This window comes from Pseudomonas sp. McL0111 (genome assembly GCF_052567255.1).
On sequence record NZ_CP199585.1, the window covers coordinates 5,563,386 to 5,584,176 of the forward strand.

Annotated in this window: 19 protein-coding genes; 9 read left to right on the top strand and 10 right to left on the bottom strand. The window is 59.8% G+C overall.

Features of this window, described 5'->3' with window-relative positions:
* The first annotated feature begins 14 nt into the window (after positions 1 to 14).
* Positions 15 to 1,328 carry a protein kinase gene (locus tag ACTWLJ_RS25215; RefSeq protein WP_445178929.1) on the top strand — a complete coding sequence of 438 codons (1,314 nt, stop codon included), beginning with the start codon at positions 15 to 17 and terminating at the stop codon, positions 1,326 to 1,328.
* Between the two features lie 126 nt (positions 1,329 to 1,454).
* On the opposite strand, the gene ACTWLJ_RS25220 is transcribed toward ACTWLJ_RS25215, so the two are convergent.
* Positions 1,455 to 2,159, bottom strand: a complete 705-nt coding sequence (locus ACTWLJ_RS25220; RefSeq protein ID WP_445178930.1) for a YebC/PmpR family DNA-binding transcriptional regulator — start codon at positions 2,157 to 2,159, stop codon at positions 1,455 to 1,457.
* Between the two features lie 220 nt (positions 2,160 to 2,379).
* On the opposite strand from ACTWLJ_RS25220, the gene ACTWLJ_RS25225 reads away from it, so the two are divergent.
* Positions 2,380 to 3,768 (top strand): type VI secretion system Vgr family protein, encoded by a 1,389-nt coding sequence (locus ACTWLJ_RS25225; protein WP_445178931.1) that lies wholly within the window; start codon positions 2,380 to 2,382, stop codon positions 3,766 to 3,768.
* Positions 3,769 to 4,041: 273 nt separating this feature from the next.
* On the opposite strand, the gene ACTWLJ_RS25230 is transcribed toward ACTWLJ_RS25225, so the two are convergent.
* A complete protein-coding gene (locus ACTWLJ_RS25230; protein WP_445178932.1) occupies positions 4,042 to 4,401 on the bottom strand; it encodes a DUF6124 family protein in 360 nt (119 codons plus the stop codon).
* A gap of 120 nt (positions 4,402 to 4,521) precedes the next feature.
* Positions 4,522 to 4,896, bottom strand: a complete 375-nt coding sequence (locus tag ACTWLJ_RS25235) for a DUF6124 family protein (protein WP_445178933.1) — start codon at positions 4,894 to 4,896, stop codon at positions 4,522 to 4,524.
* A gap of 866 nt (positions 4,897 to 5,762) precedes the next feature.
* Here ACTWLJ_RS25235 and ACTWLJ_RS25240 point away from each other — a divergent pair.
* On the top strand, positions 5,763 to 5,873 hold the full coding sequence (locus ACTWLJ_RS25240; protein ID WP_445181413.1) for a hypothetical protein: 111 nt from the start codon (positions 5,763 to 5,765) through the stop codon (positions 5,871 to 5,873).
* Between the two features lie 113 nt (positions 5,874 to 5,986).
* Here ACTWLJ_RS25240 and ACTWLJ_RS25245 read toward each other — a convergent pair whose 3' ends face one another.
* The gene (locus tag ACTWLJ_RS25245) at positions 5,987 to 7,378 is read right to left on the bottom strand and encodes an FAD-dependent oxidoreductase (protein ID WP_445178934.1); all 1,392 of its coding nucleotides are present in this window, start codon (positions 7,376 to 7,378) and stop codon (positions 5,987 to 5,989) included.
* Between the two features lie 71 nt (positions 7,379 to 7,449).
* The gene (locus ACTWLJ_RS25250; RefSeq protein WP_445178935.1) at positions 7,450 to 8,775 is read right to left on the bottom strand and encodes an MFS transporter; all 1,326 of its coding nucleotides are present in this window, start codon (positions 8,773 to 8,775) and stop codon (positions 7,450 to 7,452) included.
* A gap of 278 nt (positions 8,776 to 9,053) precedes the next feature.
* Between ACTWLJ_RS25250 and ACTWLJ_RS25255 the strand changes: the two genes are divergently transcribed.
* A complete protein-coding gene (locus ACTWLJ_RS25255) occupies positions 9,054 to 9,926 on the top strand; it encodes a LysR family transcriptional regulator (RefSeq protein ID WP_445178936.1) in 873 nt (290 codons plus the stop codon).
* A gap of 29 nt (positions 9,927 to 9,955) precedes the next feature.
* Here the strand turns inward: ACTWLJ_RS25255 and ACTWLJ_RS25260 are convergent, their stop codons facing one another.
* Positions 9,956 to 10,816 carry a LysR substrate-binding domain-containing protein gene (locus ACTWLJ_RS25260; protein WP_445178937.1) on the bottom strand — a complete coding sequence of 287 codons (861 nt, stop codon included), beginning with the start codon at positions 10,814 to 10,816 and terminating at the stop codon, positions 9,956 to 9,958.
* Between the two features lie 112 nt (positions 10,817 to 10,928).
* Between ACTWLJ_RS25260 and ACTWLJ_RS25265 the strand changes: the two genes are divergently transcribed.
* The 3 genes from ACTWLJ_RS25265 (at position 10,929) to ACTWLJ_RS25275 (ending at position 13,753) form a co-directional block, all read left to right on the top strand.
* A complete protein-coding gene (locus ACTWLJ_RS25265) occupies positions 10,929 to 12,038 on the top strand; it encodes a 2-aminoethylphosphonate--pyruvate transaminase (protein WP_401215573.1) in 1,110 nt (369 codons plus the stop codon).
* Positions 12,039 to 12,182: 144 nt separating this feature from the next.
* Positions 12,183 to 13,010, top strand: a complete 828-nt coding sequence (gene phnX, locus ACTWLJ_RS25270) for a phosphonoacetaldehyde hydrolase (protein WP_445178938.1) — start codon at positions 12,183 to 12,185, stop codon at positions 13,008 to 13,010.
* Positions 13,011 to 13,198: 188 nt separating this feature from the next.
* Positions 13,199 to 13,753, top strand: a complete 555-nt coding sequence (locus ACTWLJ_RS25275; RefSeq protein ID WP_401215570.1) for a cytochrome b — start codon at positions 13,199 to 13,201, stop codon at positions 13,751 to 13,753.
* A gap of 176 nt (positions 13,754 to 13,929) precedes the next feature.
* Here the strand turns inward: ACTWLJ_RS25275 and ACTWLJ_RS25280 are convergent, their stop codons facing one another.
* Together ACTWLJ_RS25280 and ACTWLJ_RS25285 are read right to left on the bottom strand one after the other, a co-directional pair.
* Entirely contained in the window at positions 13,930 to 14,847 is a 918-nt protein-coding gene (locus tag ACTWLJ_RS25280; RefSeq protein WP_445178939.1) for a 1-aminocyclopropane-1-carboxylate deaminase/D-cysteine desulfhydrase, read from the bottom strand.
* A 151-nt stretch (positions 14,848 to 14,998) separates the two neighbouring features.
* On the bottom strand, positions 14,999 to 17,038 hold the full coding sequence (locus tag ACTWLJ_RS25285; protein WP_445178940.1) for an oxidoreductase: 2,040 nt from the start codon (positions 17,036 to 17,038) through the stop codon (positions 14,999 to 15,001).
* A gap of 208 nt (positions 17,039 to 17,246) precedes the next feature.
* Here ACTWLJ_RS25285 and ACTWLJ_RS25290 point away from each other — a divergent pair, with 208 nt between their 5' ends.
* Both ACTWLJ_RS25290 and ACTWLJ_RS25295 read left to right on the top strand, forming a co-directional pair.
* Positions 17,247 to 18,377, top strand: a complete 1,131-nt coding sequence (locus ACTWLJ_RS25290) for a carbon-nitrogen hydrolase family protein (RefSeq protein WP_445178941.1) — start codon at positions 17,247 to 17,249, stop codon at positions 18,375 to 18,377.
* A 3-nt stretch (positions 18,378 to 18,380) separates the two neighbouring features.
* Complete coding sequence (locus ACTWLJ_RS25295; protein ID WP_445178942.1) at positions 18,381 to 19,421, top strand: AraC family transcriptional regulator; 1,041 nt, start codon at positions 18,381 to 18,383, stop codon at positions 19,419 to 19,421.
* 3 nt (positions 19,422 to 19,424) lie between these two features.
* Here the strand turns inward: ACTWLJ_RS25295 and ACTWLJ_RS25300 are convergent, their stop codons facing one another.
* The gene (locus ACTWLJ_RS25300) at positions 19,425 to 19,613 is read right to left on the bottom strand and encodes a hypothetical protein (protein WP_401215560.1); all 189 of its coding nucleotides are present in this window, start codon (positions 19,611 to 19,613) and stop codon (positions 19,425 to 19,427) included.
* A 194-nt stretch (positions 19,614 to 19,807) separates the two neighbouring features.
* Positions 19,808 to 20,647, bottom strand: coding sequence for a DUF2242 domain-containing protein (locus tag ACTWLJ_RS25305; protein WP_445178943.1), 840 nt, complete (start codon positions 20,645 to 20,647; stop codon positions 19,808 to 19,810).
* Positions 20,648 to 20,791: the final 144 nt, after the last annotated feature.

A 20,791-nucleotide genomic window follows, 5' to 3' on the forward strand; every position in this document is an offset into this window, starting at 1 on the left:
TTGCGAACTCATACATGCATACCCTTGCTCAATTGCGCGCCGGCGAGTTGTCGGGCATCACTCGGCTGGATCTGTCCTGCGGTCTGACCGAGTTTCCGCCGGAGATCTTCAATCTGGCCGATACGCTGGAAGTGCTCAATCTCAGCGGCAACGCCCTGAGTAGCCTGCCCGACGACTTGCATCGCCTGACCCGCATGCGCGTGCTGTTCTGCTCTGATAACCAGTTCACCGAGTTGCCCGAATGCATCGGCCAATGCGCCGCGCTGACGATGATCGGCTTCAGGGCCAATCGCATCGTCAACGTCCCGGGCGCCGCCCTGCCGCCGCTGTTGCGCTGGCTGATCCTCACCGATAACTGCATCGAAACCCTGCCTTCTGAGCTGGGCGAGCGACCATTGCTGCAAAAGTTCATGCTGTCCGGCAATCGTCTGCAAACGCTGCCGCCATCGCTGAGCAATTGTCATCGGCTGGAACTGCTGCGCATCGCCGCCAACCAATTCACCGAGTTGCCGCAGTGGCTGCTGACATTGCCGAGCCTGACGTGGCTGGCCTACGCCGGCAATCCGCTGGAAACCGAGGCCGATGCCGCCGCGCTTGAAGCGACTCCGCTGATCGACTGGTCGGCGCTGCGTCTTGAGGAGCGCTTGGGCGAAGGCGCTTCGGGGGTGATTTCCCGGGCGATCTGGCAACGCGCCGATCACTCATCGCAAGCGGTGGCGGTAAAGATCTATAAAGGTGAAATGACCAGCGACGGTTCGCCGCTGCACGAAATGAATGCCTGCATTACCGCCGGGCTGCACCCGAATCTGATCCGCGTCGAAGGTCGCATCAGCGGTCATCCTGACGGGCAGCAAGGGCTGGTGATGCAACTGATCGACCCGAGCTATCGCAACCTCGCGGCCCTGCCGAGCCTGGCGTCCTGCTCGCGTGATGTTTACACCGAGGATTGCCGTTTTACTACCGACGTCGCACTGCGCATCGCCCGCGGCATTGCCTCGGCTGCCGAACATCTGCATCAGCAAGGCATCACCCACGGCGATCTCTACGGTCACAACATCATGTTGAACGACCAGGGCGATTGCCTGCTTGGGGATTTTGGTGGCGCATCATTCCATGCCACCGAGGACACGCTGGAAACCCGAGCGCTGCAACGCATCGAAGTGCGGGCCTTCGGGATTTTGCTGGAGGAATTGCTGGTGCGCATCGACTCGGGGTTGAGTGATGAGTTGCGCGGGGGGCTGGAAGGGTTGGTGCAGCGTTGCTGTCAGCCGGATGTGCTGGCACGGCCGGGGTTCAACGAAGTTGTAGCGGTATTGCAGAAACTGTGACCGCTACGCGGTCAATCGCGGGCAAGCCCGCTCCCACAGGTTCAGCGGCGTGCACACATGTTGTATACGACGCGAACCCTGTGGGAGCGGGCTTGCCCGCGATAGCAATCTTACTGAAACCGTAAATCAGCCAGCCAGACCAACAAACATATCCTGCACGTCATCATGGTTGTCGAGACCTTCAAGGAAGGCTTCAACTTCTGCCATCTGCTCATCGCTCAGGCCACTGACCGGGTTTTTCGACTGGTAGCCGAGTTTCGCCGACAGCACGGTGAAGCCTTGCTCCGGCAGGGCTTTCTGCACGGCGTCGAGGTCGGTTGGTTCAGTCAGGAACAGGGTCGCGCCCTCTTCGCCTTCTTCAAAATCCTGTGCACCGGCTTCGATAGCGGCCATTTCCGGATCAGCGTCCGGGGTATCGGGGGACGCTTCGATCATGCCGACGTGGTTGAAATCCCAGGTGACCGAACCGGAGGCGCCCAGTTGACCCTTGCGGAATGCCACGCGGATTTCCGCCACGGTGCGGTTGATGTTGTCGGTCACGCATTCAACGATCAGCGGCACCTGATGCGGGGCGAACCCCTCGTAGGTCACGCGATGGTATTGCACGGTCTCGCCCAGCAGACCCGCGCCTTTCTTGATGGCGCGGTCCAGGGTTTCCTTGGGCATCGAGGCTTTTTTAGCCTGTTCAACGACCAGACGCAGGTGTGCGTTGGTGGCGATATCTGCACCGTTGCGGGCAGCAATGGTGATTTCTTTCACCAGTTTGCCGAAGATTTTGCCCTTGGCGTTGGATGCCGCTTCTTTGTGTTTAACCTTCCACTGTGCGCCCATTACTCACTCTCTTGATCTGTGGCGCCGAGACATCTATTGGCCGACGCATGGCGCCAAGTTTATACGGCCTAAAGTCGGCAATCGACCAAAAAAACACATCGATGAATCGACATCTTCACCACAGCTTGTAGGGCGATTCTGAAAAGCCCATTGGTCATGACCATTCGGTCGCGCGGTTTCGTACCCTCTGTCATCCGTATTGCCTACAGAGCCCGTGCAAATGCGCAATGACAAGGAAAGTCCGTTTACCCTGACCCTGACCGACAGCCAACTGTGCCTGCCGGTACTGCGGTTCAGTGGCCTGGAAGCACTCAATCAGCCTTTCCGTTTCGAGATCGAGGTGATTGGCCTGGCGCCTGCCATGCCTCCCGATCAGCTCTTGCAGCGACCGGCGTTTCTGCACTTGGATAAACATCACGGGATTCACGGCGTGATCCACAGTGTCAGCTGCGAACATCGCGGCACACATCGAATTGGCTATCGTCTGGTATTGGTGCCGTACCTTTTGGATCTGGCACAAACACTTGAACGCCGGGTGTTTACGCAATCGAGCGTGCCGCAGATCCTTGAGCAATTGCTCGCCGAGCATGCCGTGCCGGCAGACAGTTACCGAATCGAACTGACCGTCGGCCATTACCCTGCCCGGCCGTTCTGCATTCAGTACGATGAAAGCGCGCTGGATTTGCTGCAACGTCTGTGTGAAGAGGAAGGCCTCCACTATCACTTCAAACATCAGCCGGGCGGGCACGTCGTGGTGTTTGCCGATGACAGTCAGAGCCTGCCGCAGGAACCACTGACGATTGCTTTCGATACAGAAGACGCATCATCGCCGTGCGTCAGTGCATTGTTCCAGCGTCATGACCCACCACCAGTCATGACCACACAAAGTGTTCGCAATCGTGGGCAACAGGCTTTCATCGAGGATGCGGCCAATCAAAATGTACCCAGACCTGCGCCGCTGAGCGCTTCATCCGAACAACGTCATGCAGAACAACGCAGCCGTCGTTATCTGGAGCGCCAGCGCTGCCACTATCGTTCGATTCAGGGTCGTAGCAACTGCACCGATTTACTCAGCGGACATTTGCTACAAGTCACGGAACACCCGGTCAGCAGTTTCAACGAGCAATGGCTGATCACCGAACTGCGGCATCAAGGACAGCAGCCATCGATCCTCGAGCCCACGCTTGCCAGCCGCCGCTATCACAACGATTTCACCGCCCAGCCGTGGTCCACCGATTTTCGCCCAGCGCTGAAACAGCCACGCCCGAATATTGCCGGCTATCACTTGGCGAGAGTGCTCGGCTCACCCGGGCAGCCCCCACAAATGGATGACCAGGGACGCATCGGTGTCAGTCTGTGGCCCTCGCCAGAGGTACAAACCAATGACGGCATCTGGCTGTCGATTGCCCTGACCAGCGCCAACGGCCGTATCGCTCCCCACGAGTTGCCGCGCGCCGGTAGCGAAGTGTGGGTGAGTTTTCTCGACAGTGACCCGGACCGCCCGATTCTGTGCCTCGGCACCCAACGCCATACGCCACCACGCGATACGCACCCAGAGCCGGAAAGCAGCCTGCTACTGGACTGGCTGCTCAACAGCGCCGAACGCTGAAAACGCCACCCCTGTAATTAAATGGACTCGCCCAAGCCGAGGCGTCCGTGCGCCAAGGTGGCATTCTTATAAAAGCCAGCGACAGCGAGGGTGAGGCCTTCGGGCTTGCCCAGCTCCTGCACCCGGTTCTCTAACCTGCGCCGAACCGGTCTTGGCGAGGGGATAAGCCGTTTGATTGATCGGTTACCATCGCGAGCAGGCTCACTCCTACAGGCGATCTTTGTAGGGCGTATAACCGTGAGCCTGCTCGCGATGAGGCCGTAACTGTTGCGCCTATTCCTTTGGCACAACGTTATCCAGTGCCTGATTCACCGCCAACTCCCCCAGCATCACAACCTGGGCAATGCCCAGCGCCGTGTTGCGACCCGGCCCCTCCAGTGTTCCGGCGAAATCACCGAGCATCACCGTGGCCGAAGCCAGGGATTCGCAGGCGTTGGCCAGCAGGGATTCGGTGTCGGTTTGCGGGTTGACCATGAACATGCTGCTGGGGGTGTAGGGAGTTGCCATGATTTGCGCGGGAGTGAGGTAGTGGTCGAGGGCACGTTCGGCGGCTTCGTGGAGTTTTCTTGAGTTGAGGGATTCGTACGGCGATACCGAATCCGTTATCGGCGGGTTGGGTGTAGTTTCGGGCATCAGCTGGAACTCCGGACAAGTACCCATCGAGGTACTTTGAAAGAATGACTTCCTGTCGTTGCCGCAGGCTGCGATCAAAGGATCGTAGCCTGCGGCAGCTTCTACAGGGATACCGGGTAACTAGTTCGGTAAGCGGCGGCTATCCAGTACCCGGTTCACCATGAGTTCACTCAACATGATCACCTGATGCAGCATCAGCATGGCCCGGCGCTGTGAGTCGTCGAGCGCGCTGCCGATATCGCGGGCCATGTCGCTGGCAGCCGCTAATGATTCGCAGGCTTCGACGAGCAGTGTTTCTTCGTCCACGGTGGGATCGATGAGGAAGATCCTGCTCGACTTGCGTAACGGTGTTGAAGGTATCGAGACCTTCAGTGAGCCAGGGCTGAGGTAGAAGTTGATGGCGCGATCGGTCGCCTCTTTGATCTTCTGGGGGTCGAGGGCTGGATCGTACGGGATCGGGTCTGTGTCTGGGGGATTGGGTGTGGCTTTGAACATAGGTGACTCACTGTTTTTAAATAATGAGGAGCCATCACTCTCGCTACCAAACGAAGGGTGGCGGCCATGCGTGGGTTGGTAGACCGGACAAAACAGTAAACCCGGCGCTCCCGAAGGAGCCCCACGCATGGCCACCATAAAAACAGAGTCCCAAAAGCGGACTTTATAAAATGGCAGTACACGACTGTAATGTAACGGGCTACCAAACCCGATCACTGTTTTGCAGTGACAGGCAAACGATATAGCCCGGCCCATAGTCGTGTAAGCCGGCGGATTCTGGCGTACGCGTAGGTAACGGCGCAAGGCGTTGTAGCCTTTATGGCGTAACGGTTCGTGTACTTTAAACATGCGCGTCGGATTACGTTTAGGGACAGCTGATACACCGCTTTCGCGAGCAAGCTCGCTCCCACATTTGGGACGGGTGCATCAGTGAGGGGGTGGTCGGCTCGTAGGCCGCTATCGCTGGCAAGCCAGCTCCCACAGGGATTGAGTGAACCTGCAAGGGATTGGGTGGCTGTCAGGCCGCTTTCGCGAGCAGGCTCACTCCTACAGGGGATCTTTGTCGGGTACAAAATAGGTGACCATCACAAATCCACTGTGGGAGCGAGCTTGCTCGCGAAGGCTGGGTAACAGACACCCAATTTCTTCCAGACATAAAAAAACCCGCCGTCCCGATCAACCGGGGCGGCGGGTTTTGTTGTTCAACGATCAGGTCAAACCGTATCCACCTTCAACGAATGATCATTCAACATCCCGCTGATGATCGTCGCCGTGTCGTGCCCGCTGGCGATCACCCCGCCCGCTCCCGGAGTCACGCCGTAGTGGCTGGCGAGGACTAAGGCTCCGCTGTCAGTGACGGCGAATCCCTGGCCTCGGCGAAGGTGATGGCCAGTGACTTCGCCGGTTTTCTGGACGGGCCGCAGCGCAAGACGCTGCTGGGGGTTGCGCAGCAGTCGTTAAAGCTGAGTACGCGGTGAAACTGATACACCGCATACTCAGATTTCAGGGTCGCCTCTCAACCCAACGGGGATAAATCCCCTTGCCACAGTCGACCTTACTGCACAGGCAGCTACAGGATTGAGGTGTCCTTTCAGGCTTTATCAGCCTTGCCCGCCGCTGCGGCGAACTTCGCCAGGCGCACGTCCAGATGTCGGGGGCGGTTGCCGTGATCCTCGGCGCGCTCCTTGCGGCGGATGGCGTTGCGCACCATCAATGAACCGAGGTAGCGAATCGGCTCCGGCGGGAAGTAGCCAAGCGGCCCGTTGACCAGTGGCGAGCGTGTCCACGGGTTATCGAGCCCTTGCACCAGCGAGGCAAGTATCTGCCCGCCCATGTGACACGGGCCGACACCGCTGCCGGAGTAGCCGAAACCGTAAAACACGTTGCCACTGGCGCTCATCTGCCCGAAAAACGGTAACCCGGTGACGGATCGATCCGAGGGACCGTTCCAGGTCGCATCGACTTTGACGTCGGCGAACGCCGGGAAAAAATCGCCGAGACTGCGCTTGAGCAACCCGGCATACGGCGATGGCTGATCGAACACCGGCAACATCCGCCCGCCATAGGCGAAAGTGTTGCCGCCCTTGCCGAGCATGATCCGGCCGTCCGGAGTGTTGTGGTAGTAGTGCACGAAAATTCGCGAGTCGAGCACGGTGACGCCGCTGGTCAAGCCTATTTCCTGCAACAAATCCGGGCGCGGTTCGGTGATCAGCATGTCGCTGGAAACAATCGCCACGCTGCGCTCGAACTGCGGAAACGCCCGGGCCATCCACGCATTCATCGCCAGCACCACGCGGTCGGCAACGATGCTGCCGTTGGCGGTTTGTATCCGCGCTGGGGTTCCTTCTTCGAGACCGGTCATCGCGGTGTTTTCGTGAATTTTCACACCAAGCTGCAACGCCACCCGACGCAATCCGCGCACCAGTTTGCCCGGTTGCACACTGGCAGCCGCCGGCGAGAACCAGCCCTCCAGATGCTTGGCCGAACCAGCCATACGCTGCACATCGGCGAGCGGACGCTGGGTGAACGAGTTGATACCGTTGCGCTCAAGCGCGGCGATCACTGCATCGGTCGAACCGACCTGCGCCCGGTTGGTCGCGGTGTACAGCGTGCCGTCGAGGCGGTAATCGGCATCTACGCCGTACTGCTCGCAGAACTCGCCGATGGCGTGAATGCTGCGCTCGGATTCCTTGACCAGGCGCACCGCTTCTTCGACACCGAACAAGCGCTCAAGGGTGAAATACTTGGCCGACCACGACAGCGCACAGCCACCGTTGCGACCACTGGCCCCGGCGCCGCAGATGTCGGCTTCGATCAGCAGCACATCGAGTTCCGGGTTCTGTTGTTTGAGCATGATTGCCGTCCACAACCCGGTGTAGCCGCCGCCAACAATGCACACATCGCTGCGCACTTCGCCTTGCAACGGCGGGCAAGTCTCGGACGTGTCGGCCTGCAAGGCCTGCTCCAGCCAAAACGGTCTCATGGGATTCTCCAGTCATCTGGCCACGACACAGCCTGCCGCGAATGCCGCAGCAGGCCGCGAGGCAAAGGTTTTCAGGTACGCAGGGGTTTGATTGTCAACGCACGATTGGGGATCGACGCACGCGGTTCCATCACGCCGGCCGGGCGACTGTTCCAATGTGGAATCAGCACCAGCGCCGAGAACAAAGCGCAACCGGCGAACACGATGAACACCGTCACCGAGTCGAAATAGCCCGGCAGCAAGCCACCGAGTACGGCACCGACCGAGCCGCAGCCGTTGACGAATCCGGCAGCGGTGGCGCCCGCCTTGGCTTTGCCGAAGTCGATGGCGGCCGCACCGCTGATCATCGAGTCCGGTCCGTACAAAGTCAGGCCCATGACAAACAGCAGCGCCACCACCAACAACACGCTGCCGGTGTGCAAGGCGCCCATGAACAACGCGAGCGTCACGGTCAGTGCCAGCAGACTGATCACGCAGGCCGGCATGCGTCGGGCGCCGAACAGTTTGTCCGAAGCCATGCCGATCATGATCGGGCCGAGCAGCCCGGCCAGCTCAAACGAGGTCGGAATGATCGCCGCGCCGACTTTGCCAACGCTGGGCATTTGTTCGAAAACTATCACCGGGCCCCACAGCAGAATCGCGTAACGCGCCGGTTTCAGCATGAAGTACGCCAGCCCGAGCACCAGCACCGTGCGGTTGCGCATGATTTCCTTCAAGGGCTCCCAGACGCTGAGTTTGCTGTTGGCCTCAGTTTCTTCAGCGCTTAGTACAGGCTCTGGCTCCACCGCTGGCAGGCCGACATCTTCCGGTTTGTCGCGCTGAAAGATGAAGAACAACACTGCGACCACCGCGACCACCGCTGCACTGGAAATAAACGCCGCGTGCCAGGTTCCGACCAGCGTATACGCCCACCATCCGGCAAACGGCGATGCCACCAGACCGCCAAATGCATAGCAGGAACTCCATAGCCCGAGCACGCGCCCGCGCTGTTCGGACGGAAAAAAACTGCCGAGGTTTTTACATAAGCCCGACCAACCGGTGGACTGCGCCAGCCCCTGAATCAACATGCAGGTGGCGAAGATCGGTAGCGTCGCGTAACTGCCCATCACCAGCGCCGCCGCCGCGGAGATCAGCAACCCGCCGAGCACCACGACCCTTGGGCCAAAGCGGTCGGCGAGCATGCCCCAGGTGAATTGGCCGATGGCATAAGCCGCCAGATAAATCGCGTCGAGGTTGGCCATGGCCATTTTGTCGAGCATGAAGGTCGGGTCTTCACCGATGCCCAGTTTGGCCACCGAAAAAGCTTTGCGGGTGAAGTAGAAAGCGGCGTACGCAAGCCAGGTGATCGCAAAAATCTGCACGCGCCAACGTGCGATGGTGCCGATGTGCTTGTTCATTGTGGTTCTGACCTCAGGGTGTGAGTGTGCCGGCAGAATTGGAAGAAAACGCCTGTGTTTTTATTGTTGAGCACTGCGCAATCGCCCTTCGTCCGGGGCGGTTGCGGTCAGATGAGTCCTGCAGTTGCACGCACAGGCTCATGGCCATCGTGCTGCTCGACCGAGCAGTCAGCGTTGGCGTGAGCCGATCAAAGCAATTACTGTTTAATAAATAAAATCGATTTATCGTATTTCACACATAAGCTCAGCTTGTTACTGACTTTGTAATCGGAGTAACGATGTCCGTCTCTCACGCCCAGCTCAAAGCTTTCCACGCCGTCGCCGTACACGGAAGCTTCACCCGTGCCGCCGAGCGGCTTTATCTGACGCAACCGGCGATTTCCGATCAAGTGCGCAAACTCGAAGAGCGCTTCGGTGTTTTGCTGTTTCATCGCAACAAACGTTCGGTGCGCCTGACTGATCTGGGCGAGCGTCTGTTGTCGATCACTCAGCGGCTGTTTGTCATAGAAGCCGAGGCGCAGGAACTGCTGCAAGAGTCTCAGGCATTGCAGACCGGCAGCCTGATTCTGGCGGTGGATGCGCCGGTGCACGTGCTGCCGCAGATTGCGCGGTTCTGCGAGCGCTATCCGGGAATCAGCGTGAAAATCGAGACGGGTAATACCGATGAATCGCTGTTTCGGCTGTTCAACTATCAGGCGGATCTGGCCTTGCTTGGGCGTGATGTCAGTGATGAACGCCTGCTGTGTGTGCCGTTGCGTAACGATCCGATGGTCGCGTTCGTCTCGCGCAATCATCCGTGGGCCGAGCGCGATTCGATCTGCCTCGAAGACCTGGACGACACACCGTTGGTGCTGCGGGAAATCGGCTCGGTTACTCGGCAGACGCTGGAAGAGGAAATGGCTCGCGCAGGGTTTCGCATTCGTCCGGCGATTCAGGTTGAAGGCCGGGAAGCGGCGCGTGAGGCAGTGGTGGTGGGGATTGGCGTGGGTGTGGTGTCGGCGGCGGAATTTGGCGCGGATTCGCGGGTGTGTGCGTTGCCGATTATTGACTGTACCCGGCGCTTGACCGAGACGCTGGTGTGCTTGCGTGAACAGAGTTCGCGGCGGGTGGTGGCGACTTTCCTCGACATGGTACGCGAGAGTCTTGTGTAGACACTGCCAGCGATGAAGGCGCCTCGGAATCAGGTTGGTGCCAGCCCGAAGAATGCCTGAATCAGGCGCAATTCCCGTCGCCGCTCCATACACCCGATCATGTGCCGATTCACCAGCCCCTCGCCGACAATTGGAATCGCCACCACCCGTGGGTCGTGGCTGACCTCCACCGATGACACCACGCCCACCCCCAACTCTGCCGCCACCGCCTCGGTCACCGCCTCGCGGCTATCGAGTTCCAGCAACACCCGCGGATGCACCGCCGCCTGCGCACAAGCCTGATCAAACGTGCGCCGAGTGATCGAACTCGGCTCGCGCAGCACCATGATCACCTGATCCAGCTCCTTCAACTTCAGCTCGGACGAGCGCTGCGCCCAAGGATGCCCCGCAGGTACCAAAGCGCAGATTCGCGATTCGCTCAGCGCCTGCAAATGCAGACCTTTACGCGGTTCAACCTCGGTCAATACCGCGACGTCAGCATGCTCGGACAACAATGCACCAAGGGTTTCCTGCGCGTTGCCCAGCCGCAGATTGACCGTGATCCCCGGATATCGCGCACGCAGGCTCGCAAGCATCGGCATGACCATGTGCGGGCCGTCCGCCGCCACTTCCAGCCTGCCCGTCAGCAACTGGCGGTTGGCTTCGAGCATGGTCTGCGCCTCTTCGGCCAGACCGAACATCGCCCGGGTGATCGCCGCCAGTTTGGTGCCCTCCTCGGTCAGCTCCACTCGTCGTGCCGTACGCCGCAGCAGGGTGATCTGGTAGTGCTCCTCCAGCGCCTTGATGTGCCCGGTGACCGCCGGCTGACTGATGAACAGCCGCTCGGCAGCGCGGGTGAAGCTGCCCTCACGGGCCACGGCGTCGAAAGCGCGGAGCTGGAACAGGTTCATGAATAACTCTCACTGATGGCTGGCATAACAACAAACAATTTGATTGATGGAACGCCGAATTGCAACTTATGCCCCGTAGCTTCATCCCACAGCGCTTTGCGAGGACACAAGCATGAGTATTGCCGCACCCATCCTGCTCACTCCCGGCCCGTTGACCACTTCGGCCCGCACCCGTCAGGCAATGATGGTTGACTGGGGGTCATGGGATGACCGCTTCAATCAACTGACCGCCAGCCTTTGCGAACAATTGCTGGCGATCCTTAATGGCGCCGCGACCCACCATTGCGTGCCATTGCAGGGCAGCGGCACCTTCGCTGTCGAAGCGTCCATTGGCACATTGGTGCCGCGCGACGGCAAAGTGCTGGTGCTGATCAACGGCGCCTACGGCAAGCGTCTGGCGAAAATCTGCGAAGTGCTCGGCCGCTCGTTCAGCACTTTCGAAACTGCTGAAGACGAACCGACCACCGCTGCCGACGTCGATCGCCTGCTGCGTGCCGACGGCGACATCACCCACGTCGCGCTGATCCACTGCGAAACCAGCACCGGCATCCTCAATCCGCTGGCGGAAATTGCCCAGGTCGTCGCGCAACACGGCAAGCGTCTGATCATCGACGCCATGAGTTCCTTCGGCGCGCTGCCGGTGGACGCGCAAAAAATCCCTTTCGATGCACTGATCGCCGCTTCCGGTAAATGCCTGGAAGGCGTGCCGGGGATGGGGTTTGTCTTCGCTCGCAAGGAGTCGCTGGCCGCCGCTGCCGGCAACTCCCACTCGCTGGCGATGGATCTGTTTGACCAGCACAGCTACATGATGAAAACCGGCCAATGGCGCTTTACCCCGCCGACCCATGTGGTCGCGGCGCTGCACGAAGCCCTGCTGCAATACAACGAAGAAGGTGGCCTGCCGGCGCGTCATGCCCGTTACGCGGCCAACTGCCAGGCGCTGATGGAAGAGATGGCCAAGCTCGGCTTGAGCAGTTTCCTGCCGGCAGCAATTCAGGCGCCGATCATCGCCACGTTCCACGCACCGAAAGATCCGCGCTACCAGTTCAAGGAGTTCTACGAACGGGTCAAGGCCAAGGGTTACATCCTTTACCCGGGCAAACTGACCCAGGTTGAAACCTTTCGGGTCGGCTGCATCGGCCACGTGACCCCGGACGAAATGCGCGAAGCGGTGGCCGCTGTCGGCGATGTTTTGCGCGAGATGGAAGTGCTCGAAATCTGATTCCCCACACAAATCCCCCTGTGGGAGTGAGCCTGCTCGCGATTGCTATCTGTCATCCACCATGAATGTCGACTGACACACCGCCATCGCGAGCAGGCTCACTCCCACATTGAACCGTGTTGCCAACATAGGATTCTTATTGCCATGAACTACACCAACCCAACCAAGCTGCAAGCCGCCATCCTCGACTGGGCCGGTACCGTGGTCGATTTCGGTTCTTTCGCACCGACTCAGATTTTTGTCGAAGCCTTCGGCGAGTTCGACGTTCAGGTTTCCATCGACGAGGCCCGTGGCCCGATGGGCATGGGCAAGTGGGACCACATCCGCACCCTGTGCGATCAGCCGCAGGTTGCCGAGCGTTATCGCAAAGTGTTCGGCCGCACTCCGACTGACGATGACGTCACCGCTATCTATAACCGCTTCATGCCGCTGCAGATCGAGAAGATCGCCGAGCATTCGGCACTGATTCCCGGCGCACTGGACACCATCGCCAACCTGCGCCAGCAAGGGATCAAGATCGGCTCCTGCTCCGGCTATCCGAAACAGGTCATGGACAAAGTCGTCGAACTGGCCGCCACCAACGGTTACGTCGCCGACCACGTGGTCGCCACCGACGAAGTGCCGAACGGCCGACCATGGCCGGCTCAGGCGCTGGCCAATGTGATTGCGCTGGGCATCGATGACGTCGCCGCCTGCGTGAAGATCGATGACACCGTGCCCGGCATTCTGGAAGGTCGCCGCGCCGGAATGTGGACGGTCGCGCTGATCTGCTCCGGCAACGCGCTGGGTCTGGATTACGAGGGTTTCCGCGCCCTGAGCAGCGATACACTGGCCAGCGAACGCAAGCGCATCCACGCCCTGTTCGAAAGTTCGCGCCCGCACTACATGATCGACACCATCACCGACCTGCCGGAAGTGATCGCCGACATCAACAAGCGTCTGGCCAAGGGAGAAATGCCGCAATCGAGCTGATCCAGCCTGTTGCTGCAAACAAAAACGCCAGTGTCTGCCCGACACTGGCGTTTTTTTTGGCAAACCCCTGACTCAGCGCATTGAAAGACCGATCAGCATCAGGCAAATCCGCCAAAGCGGATTACAGTTAAAGCATGCCGTCGCACAAGAACGGCACATGTCGACCCTGATAGCTGAGGAAACACCGTATGCCGTGGACAAGTTCCGAATCACGTTACAGCACCGTGTCGGTCCTGCTGCACTGGCTGATGCTGGTGTTGTTGGTGCTGGTGTATGCCAGCATGGAATTACGCGGTATTTTTCCCAAGGGCAGCGGCGGCCGCTCGCTGATCCGCGAAGTGCACTACATGCTCGGCCTGACCGTGTTCGTGCTGGTGTGGTTTCGCCTGCTGGCGCGCAGCATTGGCCCGGCGCCGAAGATCTTCCCGGCTTCGCCGCAATGGCAAACTATCCTGGCGCGGCTGATGCACTGGGCGTTGTACCTATTCATGATCAGCATGCCGATACTCGGCTGGCTGATTACCAGCGCCGAGGGGCATCAGGTGATGTTCTATGGCTTTGATCTGCCGCTGCTGGTCAATGAAGACAAGGCTTTCGCCAAGCAGGTCGAGCACTGGCATGTGCTCGTCGGCACGATCGGTTACTGGCTGATAGGGCTGCATGCGCTGGCGGGGATTTATCATCATTACGTGGTGAGGGATAACACGTTGCTGCGGATGATGCCCAAGCGCGCTGAACGCTGACCTTGCCGCTACGTGGTTACCTGAGGTGAAGGGATTTCCTGTGGCGAGGGGATTTATCCCCGTTGGGCAGCGAAGCGGCCCCAGCTCTACGCTTGCATTCAGCCTGAATTATCGCGTGCGCAGGGTATGGGACTGCTGCGCAGTCCAACGGGGATAAATCCCCTCGCCACAAGGTTTCAGAGAAAGCCTCGGCGGCCCTGCAGGCCGCCGGTGTGCACGAAGATCAGGCGTGTGCCTGCGGGGAACCTGCCGCTTTCGATCTGCTGCCTGAGCGCCAGCAGCGCCTTGCCGGTATACAGCGGCTCCAGGGGAATGCCACTGGCCTGTTCGGCCTGATCGATGAACTCAAGCAACAGCGGATCAACCTTGGCAAAACCTCCACGGCTGGCGTCGATCAGCTCGTACGCCCGCCCCTGCAAACCCGCCTCATGAACAATCGCCTCGACCTGCGGCGCCACGCCGTGATCATCGGGCACCGCCAGTGCGCCATAGACCGGATGTTCACCCGCCTCCGCCAGTACCAGTCCCGCGAGTGTCGTCCCGGTGCCGCAGGCCAGCCACCAACCGTGATAATCGTTCCAGCCCAATCCGGCCAATTGCGCGTTGACCTGTGCCTTCAACGCCACGCATCCAAGCGCCCCGAGCAACCCGCCGCCGCCCTCCGGCACTGCATGCAACGTCGGATATTGCTCGCGCCACGGCAACCAGAAGTCCGGCTCATGCCGCGCCCGATACCCGGCGAAACCCAGCCAGTGCAGTTGCATGCCGAACGCCTGCAAATCCTTCACGGTCGGGGTTTCCTGCGGATGTCCGCGCAACAGCCCTACGGTTTTGAATCCCAGACGCTTGCCCGCAGCCGCGAGTGCATGCAGATGATTGGAGTGCGCACCGCCGAGACTGATGATGCCTTCGGCCCCCGCAAGGTCGGCGGCTTTGAGGTGTTCGACGAGTTTGAACCACTTGTTGCCGCTGATCAGCGGGTCGATCTGGTCCAGACGCAGGATCGCGACTTCAATGCCGGCGGCGGCGAGCCAGTCCAGCTGAAGCGGTTCGAGGGGGGCTTGGGATAGCCAGTTTGCTGAAGGATAAAGCATGGATGCCAGGTGAGCTCAGATAGAGCGGGCATTCTAGTCGCTCATAAGCAGCCATCGCGAGCAGGCTCGCTCCCACATTGGATTTGATCGATACAAAACCTGTGGGAGCGAGCCTGCTCGCGATGGCCATTGGCACGCTAAACCTGCAACCTTAGAGTTCAGCCGCCAGACGCGAACCCTGGTTGATCGCACGCTTGGCATCCAGTTCGGCCGCCACATCGGCGCCGCCGATCAGGTGTACGCTCTGCCCTGCTTCGACCAGACCGTCATGCAACTCACGCAGCGGGTCCTGGCCGGCGCAGATAACGATGTTGTCCACCGCCAGCAACTGCGGCTCGCCGGTTTCGCCGATGCGGATGTGCAGGCCTTCGTCGTCGATCTTCAGGTATTCAACGCTGTTGAGCATCTGCACCTGCTTGTTCTTCAAACCGGTACGGTGAATCCAGCCAGTGGTTTTGCCCAGACCGTCGCCGACCTTGGTTTTCTTGCGCTGCAACAGGAACACTTCACGGGCCGGCGCATGCGGCGCGGCTTTGATTCCAGCCACACCACCGCGCGCCTCAAGGTTGGTGTCGATGCCCCACTCTTTCCAGAACGCGGCGCGATCCTGACTGGTGGCCACGCCTTCATGGACGAGGAATTCCGATACGTCGAAACCGATACCGCCGGCGCCGATCACCGCTACGCGCTTGCCCACTGGTTTGCGTTCGAGGATCACGTCCAGATAGCTCAGTACCTTGGCGTTCTCGACACCCGGAATCGCCGGGGTACGTGGTGCGATGCCGGTAGCGAGGATGACTTCGTCGTAACCGCCTTCAACCAGCTTCGCCACGTCGACGCGGGTGTTCAGGCACACCTCGACGTTAGTGGTCTGCAACTTGCGTTTGAAGTAGCGCAGGGTTTCGAAAAACTCTTCCTTGCCAGGCACACGCTTGGCGATGTTGAACTGCCCGCCGATTTCACTGGCCGAATCAAACAATGTCACTTGATGCCCACGCTCGGCGGCCACGGTCGCGGCGGACAACCCGGCAGGACCGGCACCCACCACGGCGATTTTCTTGATCTGCTTGACTGGCAGATAGTTGAGTTCGGTTTCGTGGCAGGCGCGCGGGTTGACCAGGCAACTGGTGAGTTTGCCGCCAAAGGTGTGGTCCAGACAGGCCTGGTTGCAACCGATGCAGGTGTTGATTTCGTCGGCGCGGCCTTCGGCAGCCTTGTTGACGAAGTCCGGATCAGCGAGGAACGGCCGCGCCATCGAGACCATGTCGGCATCGCCTTCAGCCAGAATCTGCTCGGCAATTTCCGGCGTGTTGATGCGGTTGGTGGTGATCAGCGGAATGCTCACCGAACCGCGCAGCTTGGCCGTGACCTTGCTGAATGCCGCACGCGGCACTTTGGTGGCGATGGTCGGAATCCGCGCCTCGTGCCAGCCGATGCCGGTGTTGATGATGGTTGCGCCAGCCTGCTCAATGGCTTTGGCCAAGGTCACGATTTCATTCCAGGTGCTACCACCCTCGACCAGATCGAGCATCGACAGGCGGAAGATGATGATGAAATTCGGGCCGACCGCTTCGCGCACGCGGCGAACGATTTCCACCGGCAGACGCATGCGGTTTTCGTAGCGGCCACCCCAACGGTCGGTGCGATGGTTGGTGTGCGCGGCGAGGAACTGGTTAATGAAATAACCTTCCGAGCCCATGATTTCCACGCCGTCGTATTCGGCGGTTTGCGCCAGAACTGAACAGGTGACGAAATCGCTGATCTGCTTCTCGATGCCTTCCTCGTCCAGCTCTTTTGGCTTGAACGGGTTGATCGGCGCCTGAATCGCACTTGGCGCGACCTGCTTCGGGCTGTAGGCATAACGGCCGGCGTGAAGGATCTGCATGCAGATCTTGCCGCCCGCCTCGTGTACCGCACGGGTCACGATCTGATGTTTGAGCGCTTCTTCTTCGGTGGTCAGTTTGGCCGCACCGGAATAAACGCCGCCCTCGTCGTTCGGGCCGATACCGCCAGTCACCATCAGGCCTACACCGCCGCGCGCACGCTCGGCGAAGTACGCGGCCATGCGCTCAAAGCCGCCCGGCTTCTCTTCCAGGCCAGTGTGCATCGAGCCCATCAGGGTGCGGTTGCGCAGCGTGGTGAATCCCAGGTCCAGCGGGGCCAACAGGTGCGGGTAATGAGCGGCGGTCATCGGTAACTCCACAACGAGCAATCACGGAAAAGTTGCAGGAGCTCTTCGTCTCCCGTCAGGCATGTTCGACAGACTAAGAGTCGCACCGCTGTCACTCAATGACCGTAACTGACAAGTTAATGATCAAAATGCGCAGCGCCCCTTGGCAAGTGCGGGCATGGGCCCTACCCTAGGCATCACACTCTGTACCCGGTTGTTGTTGGTTTTCATGCGCAAACTTTTATACCTGACTTTTTCCATGGCCCTTGTCGCCGTCCTCACCACCTACGCCATGTGGGCGGCAGACCGGCCCGCGGGGCATTATCTGTCGGACCTGCGCATCAAACTGGCGGTCGATCAAGGCACTCCAGCCGATCGCGGCAATCTTCTTGGCATCCAGCCGGAATTGTTTCCCACCGACTACCAAAGCCCCGACCGTTTGCACCGCAAGCTCGCGGCTTATTTGCAGCAAGCGCAGAATCAGGGGCTGCTCAACGACAAGACCGTCGTGGTGCTGCCGGAGAATGTCGGTACCTGGCTGATGATCAGCGGCGAGAAAGACGAGCTGTATCAAGCCGCCACCTTCACTGAAGCAATGAACTGGCTGGCGGCGAGCAATCCGTTGCTGTTTGCCCGCGCCTGGCTCAACGCCAAGGGCAGCGACCGCCTCAATGACGCGCATCTGCGGATGAAATCCAAAGCCATGGCCAAGGACTATCAAGCGCTGTTTGGCGGTCTGGCCAAGGAATTCCATGTAACCCTGGTCGCCGGTTCGATCGTGCTGCCCGAACCGAGTATCCGCGATGGCCAGCTCAAACCCGGTAGCGGCCCCCTGTTCAACAGCAGCGTGGTCTTCGGCAGTGACGGCGTGCCGCTCGGCCAACCGCAGCGGCAGATGCACCCGATCTTCGATCTGCGTGATGTGATCGACGCAGAAGACAAACAGTCGATCAACGTCGTCGACACCCCGGCCGGGCGTCTGGGCGTGTTGATCGGCAGCGACAGCTGGTATCCGGACAACTACCGCAAGCTCGACGAGCAAGGCGCGCAAATTATCGCGGTGCCGGCGTACGTGAGCGGTCATGATGCGTGGGATAAACCGTGGCGCGGCTACAAGGGTTCGAGCACCCCGGGTTCGGTCAGCCTTAAACCCGGTGAAGTCAGCGAAGGTCAGGCTTGGCATAGACTGACGCTGATTGCGCAACCGCCCAGCAGCCGGGCGATTGCCGGAATGAGTGTGTTCCTGCGTGGCCAGCTCTGGGACAAGTCGAGCGCGGGGCAAAGCTTCCTCAGCAGCAACGGCCAGCAATTCGCCGATGGCGAGGCCCGTGGCGCACGCTTGCTGAATGTCTGGTTGTAAGCAATGAAGCCGCTGCCGATGCGCCTCGGGGATTTGTCGGTCGGTTTCGTCCATAGCCTTGCAGATGCCGTGCGCAGTCATGATTCCGACCCGCAACCGCTGCTGGAGCAATACGGTCTGGACGCCGCACGCCTGGCCGAGGCCGGTGCGCGATTGTCGATTCCGCGTTACATGCGCCTTGGGCATGCTGCGATTCAATTGACCGGCGACCCGGCGCTGGGTTTGCGCATGGGTCAGCTCAGCCGCTTGAGTCAGGCCGGGCTGGCCGGCGTCACCGCTGCGCAAGCACCCACCGTTCGCGAAGCAGCTCGCTGCCTGATCCGTTTTGAACCGCTATACGGCTCCAACTATCGCGGCCAGGCGAGTTTTCACGAGGATGCCAACGGGGCCTGGCTGCGCTTCTATTCGATCAGCCCTTACAACGCCTACAACCGCTTCGTGGTGGATTCGATCATTGCCGGGTGGTTGCATCAGCTATCCAGCCTGAGCCACGAACCACTGCGCGCTGAACGCATTGAAATCGAGTTCGACGCCCCGGACTACCGCGAGGCTTACACCGTACTCGGTGACTGTCCCATCCAGTTCGGCGCGGAGCAGAATCAATTGCGCCTGAGCCTCGCCAGCCTCGCCCGGCGCAATCCGGAACACTGCCCAAGCACTTGGCGGCATCTGCTGCAATTGTGTGAGCGGGAACTGGAACAATTGACCCGCACCCGCAGCCTGCGCGAACGCATCACCCAATTGCTCGGGCCGCTACTCAATGGTGGTCGGGAACCGGATCTGGAAGAAGTGGCGGCACGCTTGAAACTGCCAACCTGGACTTTGCGGCGCAAACTGGCCGAGGAAGGCACGCAGTTTCGCGCGATCCTCAATGACACTCGCCGTGATCTGGCGATGACCTACATTCGCGATACCGAACTGGCGTTCGGCGAAATCGCTTATCTACTGGGTTTTGCCTCGGCCGAAGCTTTCCAGCGCGCCTTCAAGCGCTGGAACGGCCAGACACCGGGCGAGTTCCGCCGCAGTCACCGCAAAACCGCCTGACGCTTACAACTCGGTGGCGTCTTCCGCGGGTTCTGGCGAATCCAGCTCGTAAGCTTGGTATTCGAGCAGTTCTTCTTGATAGTCATCCATCGTGTAATCCCCCTGCTGCTCGCTTGAAAGTGGCCTGATCAATCGACCCGTGCCCCGAGCATAAAGTGCCCGTGTGAAGGAAAAATGAAACGCGTCCTTCATGAAATAAAACGTAGCAGGTGGTCAGGAATTTATCGCAGGATTTTTGTCAGACGAATGTAACGAAATTTGAAGGCGGGCAGAAACAACTGTGGGAGCGAGCTTGCTCGCGAAGGCGTCGTGCCAGCCAATACAAATGTTGACTGAGATGACGCTTTCGCGAGCAGGCTCGCTCCCACAGGGGCAGCGTTGCGAAGTTACTGGCCGGAAGCAGGCATCGCCGGAATCGGCTCGGATGGCGGTGCCAGGTTCGGCGGGTTGGCTGGCGGCGTGATTGTTTCCGTGGCAGGCGCAGGTTCTGCGCTCGGCTCCGGGGTGATCGGCGCTGCTTCCGCTGGCGGTGTCACCGGCTCGGAACTCACCGGTGCAGCTTCAACCGGTGCAGCCAACGGCGCAGGTACTGGCGCCGGAACCGGCTCCGCTGCTGGCACTGCCGGCGTTGGATTGGCCTTCGGTTCAGGCACACCCAGATCAGGTTTCGGCTGCTCTTCGATGTGCGCCTTTTTCTTGGTATCCGCCGGCAAGAACTGTTCGACCAACGCAAAGAAACGCTCGTAGAACTTCTGCGAGTTCACGGTTTCACTGGCAACCTTGACCATCGAGTCGTCCGACGAGCCAATTGGCATCGACACCGAGCCCAGCACGCCAACACCCAGACTGGCCGAGTTGTTGGTCTTCTTCAGCGCATAACGATCCTGCAAGGCGTTGGCGAACACCGTGGCGTGATGCCCGGCGCTGCCATCTTCGGCACAGACGATGTTGAAGCTGATCTCCAGATGCGACTCACCCGTTTGCTGGAAGCTTTTGTGGCCGCTGACCAGTTTCGGGTCGCTGCTGGTAATGATGTAGCCCTGACTGAGCAACGCACGACGGGCCGCTTCGCAACTCGCGGTGTCGGTCACCGGGTAATTGCGCGAAAACGTACCGGAGTCGTCGAAGTTCTCATGCTCATAGAGAGGCTTGTCCTTCGAGCAGCCGGCAACAGCGGTCAACAACAGCGCCAACCCAACGACACGCATGGGAGTTGAAATCAACATTAAACATCCTGAGGGAAAACAGTCCGGGGCGTATTGTGCAACAGATCACGCCCCGACGGCGCATGGATTAGTGTCATAAGACAGTTACAACTGTATCGACCATCAACGACGGGAAAAAGTCGAATCGATGCATGATCGATGAAA